The sequence below is a fragment of the Eubacterium sp. genome (assembly GCF_057858645.1).
This window is the reverse complement of record NZ_DBLZZO010000029.1, coordinates 20,039-32,887: the sequence shown is the minus strand read 5'-3', so window position 1 is coordinate 32,887 and position 12,849 is coordinate 20,039. Positions and strand designations below refer to the sequence as shown.

11 protein-coding genes are annotated in these 12,849 nt (G+C 31.7%); all 11 read left to right on the top strand.

Translation table 11 applies throughout. The features are described from left to right. The coding region (locus tag ACZM4J_RS10195; protein WP_489486080.1) for a hypothetical protein at positions 1–857 on the top strand (857 nt) is incomplete at its 5' end. Beyond that, the gene (locus ACZM4J_RS10190) at positions 858–1,067 is read left to right on the top strand and encodes a DUF896 domain-containing protein (RefSeq protein ID WP_428244668.1); all 210 of its coding nucleotides are present in this window, start codon (positions 858–860) and stop codon (positions 1,065–1,067) included. It abuts the gene before it with no gap. A 1-nt stretch (position 1,068) separates the two neighbouring features. Next, a complete protein-coding gene (locus ACZM4J_RS10185) occupies positions 1,069–1,614 on the top strand; it encodes a 5-formyltetrahydrofolate cyclo-ligase (protein WP_022166096.1) in 546 nt (181 codons plus the stop codon). 22 nt (positions 1,615–1,636) lie between these two features. Further along, entirely contained in the window at positions 1,637–3,043 is a 1,407-nt protein-coding gene (gene miaB, locus ACZM4J_RS10180) for a tRNA (N6-isopentenyl adenosine(37)-C2)-methylthiotransferase MiaB (protein WP_428244667.1), read from the top strand. 2 nt (positions 3,044–3,045) lie between these two features. Further along, the gene (gene mutS, locus ACZM4J_RS10175) at positions 3,046–5,736 is read left to right on the top strand and encodes a DNA mismatch repair protein MutS (RefSeq protein WP_022166098.1); all 2,691 of its coding nucleotides are present in this window, start codon (positions 3,046–3,048) and stop codon (positions 5,734–5,736) included. Positions 5,737–5,745: 9 nt separating this feature from the next. After that, a complete protein-coding gene (gene mutL / locus ACZM4J_RS10170; protein WP_428244666.1) occupies positions 5,746–7,647 on the top strand; it encodes a DNA mismatch repair endonuclease MutL in 1,902 nt (633 codons plus the stop codon). Between the two features lie 8 nt (positions 7,648–7,655). Next, positions 7,656–8,597, top strand: coding sequence for a tRNA (adenosine(37)-N6)-dimethylallyltransferase MiaA (gene miaA, locus ACZM4J_RS10165; protein WP_022166100.1), 942 nt, complete (start codon positions 7,656–7,658; stop codon positions 8,595–8,597). Positions 8,598–8,736: 139 nt separating this feature from the next. Further along, on the top strand, positions 8,737–10,032 hold the full coding sequence (locus ACZM4J_RS10160; protein WP_022166101.1) for a methionine gamma-lyase family protein: 1,296 nt from the start codon (positions 8,737–8,739) through the stop codon (positions 10,030–10,032). A gap of 123 nt (positions 10,033–10,155) precedes the next feature. After that, positions 10,156–10,833, top strand: a complete 678-nt coding sequence (gene radC / locus ACZM4J_RS10155; RefSeq protein ID WP_022166102.1) for a RadC family protein — start codon at positions 10,156–10,158, stop codon at positions 10,831–10,833. A gap of 80 nt (positions 10,834–10,913) precedes the next feature. Next, entirely contained in the window at positions 10,914–11,945 is a 1,032-nt protein-coding gene (locus ACZM4J_RS10150) for a rod shape-determining protein (RefSeq protein WP_302690411.1), read from the top strand. 45 nt (positions 11,946–11,990) lie between these two features. Further along, positions 11,991–12,842, top strand: coding sequence for a rod shape-determining protein MreC (mreC, locus tag ACZM4J_RS10145; RefSeq protein ID WP_302690410.1), 852 nt, complete (start codon positions 11,991–11,993; stop codon positions 12,840–12,842). Positions 12,843–12,849: the final 7 nt, after the last annotated feature.

The following is a 12,849-nucleotide window of genomic DNA, read 5'->3' as shown; positions in this document are numbered from 1 at the left end:
ATATTAATTTATATCCTGACAATAAGCAGATTAAGATTTTTATATTGGATGAGTCAAATCTTATAATACAAAGAGCTCTTCCAAGAATCAGCAAAAACGGAATTTTAAAAGAGTTTTTTGATTATTCACTTATTTTATTTAATTTTGATAAAAATAAACAGATTTTCATTAAAGATGAAAACTTAGTAAAAAATGGAATTGAATTTATTCTTCCATATAATGAAAAAAGCTGTATAATGAAAACCGGCTATTCTGTTGCGGAAAATAACAGACATGAGAATCTTACAAAAGAAGAGGCAGCAGTTGAATCATTATTTGTTTTAAACATACAGCAGTTTATAAGTGACTTACAGCTTGACCAGTCTAATTTAATAATGAATGCTGTAGATCAGGCATATTATGACACAACAATTGTAAGTGCAAAAATCATAGAAAACTTTTTGATTTATTCGAAAGTAAATTACGAAAGTAATGACGAGAATATTATTTTCTATGACATTGAAACAAAAGAAATATATACATGTATTAATAAGACAACTTCAGGAGAGTATCTTCTAAAAAATGCAACAGTAATAGAAGATATACCATATATGATAATGAATACTGCATCAGGAACTCAATTTTTCAATTTAATTTCCAACGAAATTGATGCAACTTATTCAGAAGAATATGATATTAGATTTGTAAATAATAATACAGTGATTTCAACAACAACAGAAAAAACATTGTTTGGTAAAGAATTTCAGGTGGTTTGCATCCACAAGTTTCCAAACAAAAAAGTAATTTTACAGGAGAAAGGAGAGTATATAGGATGTGTTACCTCAGATAAGAATACATCATATATATTTTTAAAATAAATGGACAAGAAAAAAATAAACAGAATTAACGAGTTATATCATAAATCAAAAGAAACAGGACTTACCCTTGAAGAAATTGAAGAACAAAAACAGCTTAGAACAGAATATAGAATGGCTGTCATTAATAATCTGTCAGCTAATCTTGATAATGTTAGAATCAAGAATCCTGACGGTTCAATTTCAAAAGTAGAGCCAAAAAGAAAGCATTAAGATGAATATTAGTGAAGAAAAAAACAGATTAAGAAAAGAAATAAAACAGAAAAGATTAAAAATGACTGAAAGTGATGTACAGGTAAAAAGTAATATTATCTGTAATAAGATTATTAATAGTCAGTTTTACAAAGAAAGCAAGTGTATTTATTGTTATATGGCAATTCAAAATGAGGTTGATTTAAGTTTAGTTATAAGGGATGCACTATTGGCAGATAAAACTGTGGCAGTCCCTAAAGTTGTCAATAAAAACGGACAAATGTACTTTGCTGCAATAAACAAAAATGATAAATTTGAAAATGGTCTATATAACATTCCGGAGCCAAGCAACACAGAAATTGCACCTAGTGCCGACTTAATTTTGGTTCCCGGAGTGGTTTTTTCGACTAAAGGGGAAAGAATAGGTCAGGCAGGTGGATTTTACGACAGATATCTTAGAAATAGCAGTTGTCATTCAATTGGTGTAGCGTATGATTTTCAGGTATTTGATAAAATTCCAACCGAGTTACATGATGTTCCCGTAAATGAAATTATAAGTAATAACTAAAAAGATAAAATAGGAGATTTATATGAGTTTTACAAGCGAAGGCGAAAAGCAACAATATTATATTGATAAATGTAAAGAAATAATCAAGGCAAAAGAGGCTGCTTTAGGAAGAAAATTAACAGCGTGTGTCTGTACATTCGGTTGCCAGATGAATTTCAAGGATTCAGAGAAACTTCTTGGTATTCTTACTGAAATTGGCTACGAAGAAACAGAAGATGAGCATGCTGATTTAGTTTTATATAACACATGTACCGTAAGAGAAAACGCCAATTTAAAAATTTATGGCAGACTTGGATATCTTTCAAAAATTAAAGAGAAGAACCCTGACATGATTATCGGCCTTTGCGGTTGTATGATGCAGGAGCCACAGGTTGTGGAAAAATTAAATAAAAGCTACAAGTTTATTGATTTGATTTTTGGTACACATAATGTATTTTTATTAGCTGAATTATTATATGAAAGATTAATAAGCGGTCACAAAATCGAAGATATCTGGGATGGCACAACAGAAATTGTAGAAGATTTACCTGCTGTTAGAAAGTATGACTTTAAATCAGGCGTTAATATTATGTATGGTTGCGATAATTTTTGCAGTTACTGTATTGTTCCTTATGTAAGAGGTCGCGAAAGAAGTAGAAATCCTGAAGATATTATTAACGAAATAAAGGATTTAGTTGCTAATGGAGTTGTAGAAATCATGCTTTTAGGTCAGAATGTAAACTCTTATGGAAAAAATCTTGAAAATCCTATTACATTTGCTCAGTTATTAGAGCAGGTTGAGAAAATAGACGGCTTAAAGAGAATCCGTTTTATGACATCACATCCAAAGGATTTATCAGATGAATTAATTGAAGTAATGGCAAAATCTAAAAAGATTTGTAAGCAGATGCATTTACCACTTCAATCAGGTAGTACAGCTTTGCTTCAAAAAATGAACAGACATTACACTAAAGAACAATATTTAGAATTAGTAAGAAAACTTAGAGAAGCAATACCTGATATTGGGATTTCAACAGATATAATTGTAGGTTTTCCGGGAGAGACAGAAGAAGATTTCCTTGAAACCCTTGATGTTGTTAAAAAGGCTGAATATGAATCAGCATTTACATTTATTTATTCAAAGCGTTCGGGAACACCTGCTGCAAAAATGGAAAATCAGGTAAGTGATGATGTTATTAAAGACCGTTTTGACAGATTACTTGCAGTAGTTAATGAAATTTCAAAAAAGAAAACTGAAAAATATCAGGGGACTGTTCAGGAAGTTTTAATAGAAGAAGTAAACAAAAAGATTCCAGGCTACGTTACAGGAAGATTAAGTAATAATGCAGTTGTTCACTTTGAAGGAAACAAAGAAGATATTGGTCAGCTTGTAAATGTTAGATTAAACGAAGCTAAAGGATTTTATTATATGGGAGAAATAGTGAGATAGTTATGAGTTTACCGCAGATGATGAAAGATGTGTGGGACAATCATTTTGAAAGTCTTACACCAATGATGAAAAATTACTTAGAAACAAAGAAACAGCATGAAGACTGTATAATTTTCTATCGTTTAGGAGATTTCTATGAAATGTTTTTTGACGATGCCTTAGAAGCATCAAAAGTTATGGAAATCACTTTAACAGGAAAAAGTTGTGGTTTAGAGGAGAGGGCACCAATGTGCGGTGTTCCTTACCATGCCGTTGACATATATATAAATAAATTAGTTACAAGAGGTTATAAGGTCTGTATTGTAGAACAGGCAGAAGATCCTGCACTTGCAAAGGGCTTAGTAAAAAGAGAAGTTTCAAGAATTGTTACACCGGGTACTAATTTAAACCTTACTGCAATGGACGAAGGCAAAAACAACTACTTAATGTCAATTGCGTATATCGGTGGTAAGTTTGGCATATCAATAGCTGATGTTACTACAGGTGATTACTATGTAACAGAAGTTTATTCTGAAAGAAATGTTCTTGATGAAATCAATAAATTCATGCCTACTGAAATCATCTGTAATCATGCATTTTTAATGTGCGGTATGGATATTGACGATATTAAGAACAGACTTTCCATTTCAGTATTTGAGCTGGAAGAATGGTATTTTGACGAAAATAATTGTTCAGAAGTTTTAAAAGATCATTTTGGGATTATGGACTTATCAGGTCTTGGAATTTCTGAAATGTCACTTGGTGTTATAGCATCAGGTTCCTTACTTAAATATTTGTATGAAACACAGAAAAATTCATTAACACATTTATCTAAGTTAGTACCTTATTCAACAAGTACATTTATGATTCTTGATACATCTACAAGACGTAATCTTGAGTTATGTGAAACCTTAAGGGAAAAACAAAAACGTGGTTCACTTTTATGGGTACTTGATAAAACAAAAACAGCAATGGGTGCCAGAACTTTAAGAGGCTACATTGAACAGCCACTAATTTCTAAAGAAAAAATAATCAACAGACAAAAAGTAATTGAAGAGTTAAATAAGTCCATTATAACAAGAGACGAATTAAGAGAGTATTTATCTCCAATTTATGACTTGGAAAGACTTCTTAGTAAGATTTCCTACAAGTCAGCTAACCCAAGAGACTTAATCGCTTTTAAAACGTCATTGGAGATGTTGCCCCATATTAAGAATATTATAAAGGATTTTAAATCACCTTTATTTATAGAATTATATGAGCAGCTTGATACATTAGAGGATATAACTTCGTTAATTACTAATTCAATTACAGATGATCCACCGATTAATATCAAGGAAGGCAGTATCATAAGAAGTGGTTTTAATGAAGAAATTGATAAGTTACGCTCTGCTAAAACAGAAGGCAAAGGTTGGCTTGCTGATTTAGAAGCTCAGGAAAAAGAAAAAACAGGCATAACCAAATTAAAAATCAAATTTAACAAAGTATTTGGTTATTACATAGAGGTATCCAATTCCTTTAAAAATCTTGTGCCTGATTATTATGTTAGAAAGCAGACTTTAACTAATGCTGAAAGATACACAACTGACAAATTAAAAGAACTGGAAGAAATTATTGTTGGTGCTGAAGATAAGCTTTTCTCATTGGAATATAATATTTTCACATCAGTAAGAGATGAAATCTATAATCAGATTAACAGAATTCAAATGACTGCAAAAGCCATAGCGAAAATTGACGTTTTTGCTTCTTTAGCCTATGTTGCAGAACATAATAACTATGTAAAACCAAAGATAAATGAAAAAGGTGTTATTGACATAAAAGACGGCAGACATCCTGTGGTTGAAAAAATGATACCTGACAATATGTTTATATCAAATAATACATTTTTAGATACAAACAAAAACAGATTGTCCATTATAACAGGTCCTAACATGGCAGGTAAGTCAACTTATATGAGACAAACAGCCTTAATAGTTTTAATGGCTCAAATAGGTTCATTTGTGCCTGCAAAAGAAGCTAATATTTCTATATGCGATAAGATTTTCACAAGAGTAGGTGCTTCAGATGACTTGGCAAGTGGACAAAGTACATTTATGGTTGAAATGACGGAAGTGGCAAATATTTTAAGAAATGCTACTGCAAACAGCCTTTTAATATTGGATGAAATTGGACGAGGTACAAGTACCTTTGATGGTTTATCAATAGCCTGGGCTGTTGTTGAGCATATATGTGATAAGAAAATTCTTGGAGCTAAAACATTGTTTGCTACACATTATCATGAACTGACAGAATTAGAGGGAACTCTACCAGGTGTAAATAATTACTGTATTAGCGTTAAGGAACAGGGCGATGATATCGTCTTTTTAAGAAAAATCATCAAAGGCGGTGCAGATAAAAGTTATGGTATACAGGTAGCAAAACTTGCCGGCGTCCCTGACAGTGTTTTAAACAGGGCAAAGGAATTAGTTGCAGAATTAAGTAATGCAGATATTACTGCAAAGGCAAAGAATATTGCAGCTTCCTTACAGCCTGGTACAAACGTGCTTCCATCCATTAACGATGATTTAGAGGCGCACCAGATGACTTTATTTGATGCAGTAAATGAAAATGAAATAATAAAAGAAATTCAGGAATTGAATTTAGGTGAAATGACACCAATTGAAGGATTAAATTATTTATTTAAGTTACAAAATCAGTTAAAAAACCGTTGGTAAAGGAATAATATGGGAATAATAAAAGAATTAGATCAAGGTACAATCAATCAAATAGCAGCAGGTGAAGTAGTCGAAAGACCTTCTTCAATAGTTAAAGAATTACTGGAAAATTCCATTGATGCAGGTGCTACACGAATTTCAGTGGAAATAGAAGAAGGTGGTACTAAATCCATTAGAATAACTGATAATGGAAAAGGCATAAACAAGGAGGACATAAGAATCGCTTTCCTACGACACACCACAAGCAAAATTAAAACTGCCATGGATCTGCTTACAGTTTCATCTCTTGGCTTTAGAGGTGAGGCTTTATCAAGTATAGCAGCCGTTTGTCAGGTTGAACTTCTAACAAGAACAGCTGATGCCATGGAAGGAATCCGCTATAGAATTGAAGGTGGAAAAGAAGTTGGTTTTGAAGAAATCGGTATCCCTGTGGGCACAACATTTATTGTTAATAATATTTTCTTTAACACACCTGCCAGAAGAAAATTTTTAAGAACTGCTCAAACAGAAGCCGGTTATGTATCTGATATAATTGAAAAAATTGCTCTATCCCATCCTGAAATTGCAATAAGTTTTAAAAGTAATGGCAAGGTCAAAATTCATACCTCAGGTAATGGTAATTTGAAAGATGTTATTTACAGCATCTATGGAAGAGAAATTACTGAAAATATTCTTGAGATAAACGAAGAAAATGACTTTATGAAAATTTCAGGGTATATTGGCAAAGCAATAATTTCCAAAGGAAACAGAACATTCGAGAATTATTTTATTAATGGAAGATATATTAAAAGCAATATAATTTCAAAAGCAATAGAAGATGGTTATAAATTTATTTTAATGCAGCACAAATATCCATTTACGGTAATTGATTTTACAATTAAACCTGAATATTTAGATGTAAATGTACATCCCTCCAAAATGGAATTACGTTTCAGAAAATCAGAAAGTATTTATCCTATGATTTCAGAATGCATCAATGATGCATTAATAGAAAAGCCAAATATTATTGATGTTACTTTCGAGAAGAATGTAGAAAAAGCTGAACAGATAAAATATGTCCCTGAACCTTTTGAAAATAAAAGACAGGATATTGTTAATTCAATAAATAACAAATTATCAAACGATAATAGTTCAAATGTAAAATATGATTTTTATAATTTTGGCGAAGGGCCAAAAGAGTTAAATATGACACCATCTGAATTTGGGAACAATACCTTACAAGAAGATGTTAATTATAACGCAACAGCAAATAACATCAATAATATTACAAATAATAAAATGGTTCAAAGAGAGCTTACTGAAGAGTATGACAACTTTTTAAGTGAAGTGGCAAAGCCAAAGCATAAAATAATAGGTCAGGTATTTGACACTTATTGGATAGTCGAATATAACGACAAAATGTATATAATTGACCAACATGCAGCTCATGAAAAAGTAATGTTTGAATCTCTTATGAACAAACTGGAAAATAAAGAAATTAGCAGTCAGATGATTAATCCTCCAATCATACTTTCTTTGTCTATGAGTGAAAGTCAGTTACTGGAGAAATATTTAGAAAACTTTAAAAATATAGGTTTTCAAATAGAACCATTTGGTGGTCAGGATTATGCTGTAAGAGCAGTTCCATCAGACCTTTACACTTTAGACAGCGAAGATGTTTTAATGGGCATAGTTGACAATCTTTCTAATGAAACAGGCAAAATGGTGCCTGACATAATTAATGAAAAAATTGCGTCAATGTCCTGTAAGGCAGCTGTTAAAGGGAATAGCAAATTGTCTTATGAAGAGGCTGACAAACTAATAGAACAGCTTCTGCAATTAGATAATCCATATAATTGTCCTCACGGAAGACCAACTATAATTTCCATGAGTAAATATGAATTAGAAAAGAAGTTTAAACGAATAATTTAGGAGAAAAAATGAATAAATTAGTTATTCTAACAGGTCCTACCGCAGTAGGAAAAACTGACTTGTCCATTCAATTAGCAAAAAAAATAAATGGAGAAATAATCAGCGCAGACTCCATTCAGGTTTATAAGGGGATGGATATAGGTTCTGCTAAAATTACAAAAGAAGAAACCGATGGTATTCCCCATCATTTAATAGATATATTAGAGCCAAAAGAAGAATTTAATGTACACATTTTTAAGAAACTGGCCACAAAGGCGATTAATGATATATCTAGCCGTGGTAAGATTCCCATTATAGTTGGTGGTACAGGTTTCTATATACAGGCTGTGTTATATGATATTAATTTTGATGATACAGAAACAGATTATGAATATAGAGAATATTTAGAACAACTTGCAAAGGATAAAGGTAATGCCTTTTTACACGATATGCTAAAAGAGGTTGATCATGAATCTGCCGCAGCAATTCACTGTAATAATTTAAAACGTGTCATTAGGGCTTTGGAATATTATAAACAAACAGGGAAAAAAATATCAGAACATAATGAAAAAGAACGCGAAAACAAATCACCTTATAATTTTGCTTATTTTGTTTTAAATGACAAACGTGATAAATTATATAATCGTATAAATCAAAGAGTTGATATTATGTTTGATAATGGTCTTTTAAAAGAAATGGAAACACTAATTGCCAAAGGCTACACAAGGGATTTGGTTTCTATGCAGGGTATCGGCTATAAAGAACTTTTTAATTACTTTGACGGAAAAACATCTTTAGATGAAACAAAAGAGTTAATCAAAAAAAATACCAGACATTTTGCTAAAAGACAGCTTACCTGGTTTAGAAGAGAAAAAGATGTAACAATGTTAAATATAGATGAATTTAATTATGACAGATTAAAGGTCTTAAATGAAATGTTAAATTTTTTAAAAAACAAAGAAATTATTTAGTGGTAAAGATTATTTAACAATGTAAATTATTAACTTTTATTAATTTACAAATTACATAATTAAATATTAATTATATGCAATTGACAAATAAAAGTTATTATTAAAACAAGAAAATAAAGTATTATACAGAGGTAAAAAAATGGATAATTTAAACAAAGAGATACAGAAACAATATGAAAGAATGGGCATAAACAGTGATGTATTAAATATATCAGATGAAATTATTAACGATTTATCACAGAGATTTCAAAAAATTGACAAAATTGCAGAGTACAATCAGTTGAAGGTGGTATCTGCTTTCCAAAAAAATAAAGTGGCAGAGGAACACTTTAACACAACAACAGGCTATGGCTATAACGATATAGGTAGAGATACATTAGAAAAAGTTTACGCTGATGTTTTCCACACAGAAGACGCTCTTGTAAGACCACAGATAACATGTGGTACACACGCACTTGGGTTAGCCTTGTCTGCTAATTTACGTCCAGGTGATAAACTTATGTACATAAGTGGAAAACCTTATGATACTTTAGAAGAAGTTATCGGTATAAGACCATCAAAAGGAAGTCTTGCTGAATATGGTGTAAAGTACGATCAGGTTGACTTGCTTGAGAACGGCGAGTTTGATTTAGCAGGCATAAAAAACAAATTAGACGGTGTAACTTTAATTGGTATACAGCGTTCCAAAGGATATGCAACAAGACCTACATTATCTGTAGAAAAAATCGGCAATGTAATAAAATTTATAAAAGATATTAAGCCTGAAATTAAGATTATGGTAGACAACTGCTACGGTGAATTTGTTGAAACCATAGAACCATCTGACGTAGGTGCAGATATGATAGTAGGTTCATTAATAAAGAATCCAGGTGGCGGTCTTGCTCCTATTGGCGGTTACATTTGTGGTACAAAGGATTGTGTTGAAAATTGTTCATATCGTCTTACAACACCGGGACTTGGTAAAGAAGTTGGCGCTAACTTAGGTGTTATGAGTCTTTTATATCAGGGCTTGTTTTTGGCACCGACAGTTGTGGCAAGTGCCTTAAAGGGTGCAATTTTTGCGGCAAATCTTTTTGAAAAATATAATTTTAATGTAATTCCAAATGGAACAGAAAGCAGACACGACATTATACAGGCTATAGAATTTGGAAAACCTGAATGTGTTATAGCTTTTTGTAAAGGCATACAGGCAGCAGCACCTGTAGACAGTCACTTAACTCCTGAGCCATGGGATATGCCGGGCTATGATGCTCCTGTAATTATGGCAGCAGGTGCTTTTGTGTCAGGTTCTTCAATTGAACTTAGTGCTGATGGTCCAATTAAGCCACCTTATGCTGTATATTTTCAGGGAGGTCTTACCTGGCAGCATGCAAAACTTGGAATATTAAAAGCATTCCAAAACATGGTTGATGACGATTTAATTACAATAAAATAGTAAAAAATTTTTATTTGTCTTTTATTGTAAAAAACATATACATGCTTTTTTTATTGTGCTACAATAACAAAGGTTAAAATTTTCACAACTTTCTGTACTTGGAGAGAACGGAAAGGTTGAGAAATGAATACAATTAAACAATTACCGGAAGATGAAAGACCATATGAGAAATCATTAAAATATGGTGTGGAAACATTGAGCAACAGCGAATTATTGTCGTTGATTTTACGAAATGGTACAAAAGGCGTTAATGTTAAGGAACTATCGTCCTCCTTAATAGACAGTGACAACGGTTTATTGTCACTAACACGTATTTCTTTTGAACAACTTACCAAAATTAATGGTATAGGCAAAGTAAAAGCAATACAGATTCTAGCTGTTGTAGAAATTGCTAAGAGAATTTCCATGTCAAATTTTAATAATTCAGTGAAGTTTGAAACTCCTGAATTAATCTCAAATTATTATATGGAAAGATTAAGACATTTAGAACAGGAACAAATGCATGTAATGTTCCTTGACACTAAATGCAAATTAATTAAAGATAAACTAATTACATCAGGAACCATTAATCAGTCATTAATTTCTCCAAGAGAAATTTTTGTTGAGGCTTTAAGATGTAATTGTGTAAACATTGTTTTAATACATAATCATCCAAGTGGTGACCCAACACCCAGCAGAGATGATATCAACAGTACCATTAGGGTTCAAAGAGCTGGAAAAATGATTGGAATTAAATTAATTGACCACATTATTATTGGTGATAATACTTATTCCAGTTTACGAGCTTTGAAACTAATATAGACTTTATGAAAAAAACTTGAATTCAAACTAAATGATTTAACAGAAATTAAGTCATTGAAACTGAGCTGAAAGGATTAAACATGAGTAAAAGCGTTTACGGAATAGATTTTGGTACAAGCAATATAAAAATTTATAATGGTGTTACCAGAACAAGTTTAAATGAAAAAAATATTATAGCAATAAAAAATAAAACAGACCTTTTTGAAATAGGTGATGAAGCTTTTAAAATGTACGAGAAAGCTCCTGATAATATCGAAGTAGTATTTCCTATTAAGTATGGTGTTATTGCTGACTTAAAGAAAATGAAAATGCTTTTTGAGCAGTTCTTCAAAAAATTAACAGGTCCAAGAGGCAGTAAAATGGGTAGATTCTGTATTGCAGTTCCTGCAGACATTACAGAAGTTGAAAAAAGAGCATTTTATGAAGTAGTTGCTAAGTCAGATATTAAGGCGAGAGAAATTAAAATCGTAGAAAAGCCAATAGCAGATGCTGTTGGTTTAGGCATAGACATATCAAGCTCCAAAGGTAACATGATTGTTAATATTGGTGCTGATACAACCGAAGTTTCTGTTATATCACATGGTGGTATAGTAATAAGCAGAATTGTTAAGATTGGTGGCAATATGTTAGACCAGTTAATTTGTGAAAGCGTTAAGAAGCGTTATAATATTTTAATAGGTTTAAAAACAGCTGAAAAGATTAAAATAGCTTTATCTGATGCAATGTATGTGGAAGACGGTGTAACAGACGAGGACATCTTTTATGTATACGGAAGAAATGTTATAACAGGTCTTCCATCTGAAAGAGGTATTTCAAAGGATACTGTTTATGAAGCAATAGAGCAGTTCTTTGATGATATTGTTGATGCAATAAAGAATCTTTTAGAAAGAACTCCACCGGAACTTACTGCTGATATTGTTGATGCAGGTATTTATTTAACAGGTGCTTCATCATCAATTAAGAACTTAGATAAGTTAATCAAAAAAGAAACAGACTTGAATGTGAATGTTATTAAAAATCCGGGCGAGTCAGTAATTAGAGGTATTTCGATTATTATGTCAGATTCAAAATACCGTAAATTAATGTATGAGCCAAAAGAAAGCACATTCTAAATAGTAGACAAAGGAAAATATAACAAAAAGAATAAGGTGATTAATATGAAAAAGCCAAGTAAGATAAATATAAAACCTAAAATTTTAATATTCGTTTTGACTCTGTTATGTATAGGTTCGCTTATACTTTCTGTAGTTGCACCTAGTTTTTCAAATCCAATAAAAACAGTTGCAGGTACAGTGGTTATACCTTTACAGGACGGAGTAAATTCTATTGGAGGCTGGTTTACTAACAAAGCCGACCTTTTAAAATCAGTTAAATCCCTAAAAAGTGAAAATGCAAAACTAAAGAGGCAGGTAAATGAATTATCTCAGGAAAACAGTTTGCTTGCGCAAAACAAATATGAACTTACACGTTTACAGGATTTATACAAATTAGACAAGGATTACTCAACTTATAAAAAAATTGCTGCCAGAGTAATTGGTAAAGACACAGGTAATTACTTTAATTTATTTACAATTGATAAAGGAAGTGATGATGGCATCAAAGTTGACATGAATGTTATAAGTGGTGGTGGCCTTGTTGGAATTGTATCCAGTGTAGGAAAGAACTACGCAAGAGTTCGTGCAATTATAGATGATGAAAGTAGTGTAAGTGTATCTTTCGCTAATACATCCGACACAGCAATTGCCAGTGGTGATTTGAAACTTATTACAAAAGGATACATGAATTTAACTGAAATTCCACAAAACACAAAAGTTTCAGAAGGTGATTTGGTTGTTACATCAAGAATTAGTAACAAATTTCTACCGGGTATACCTGTAGGTTACGTTACAAAAACAAAGAAAGATGCAAACGAACTTACCCAGTCAGGTCAGTTAATGCCAATTGTGGACTTTGAGCATATTGATGAAGTTTTAGTTATTACAAAATTAAAAGAAGTTTTAAAGGATTAATGAATAG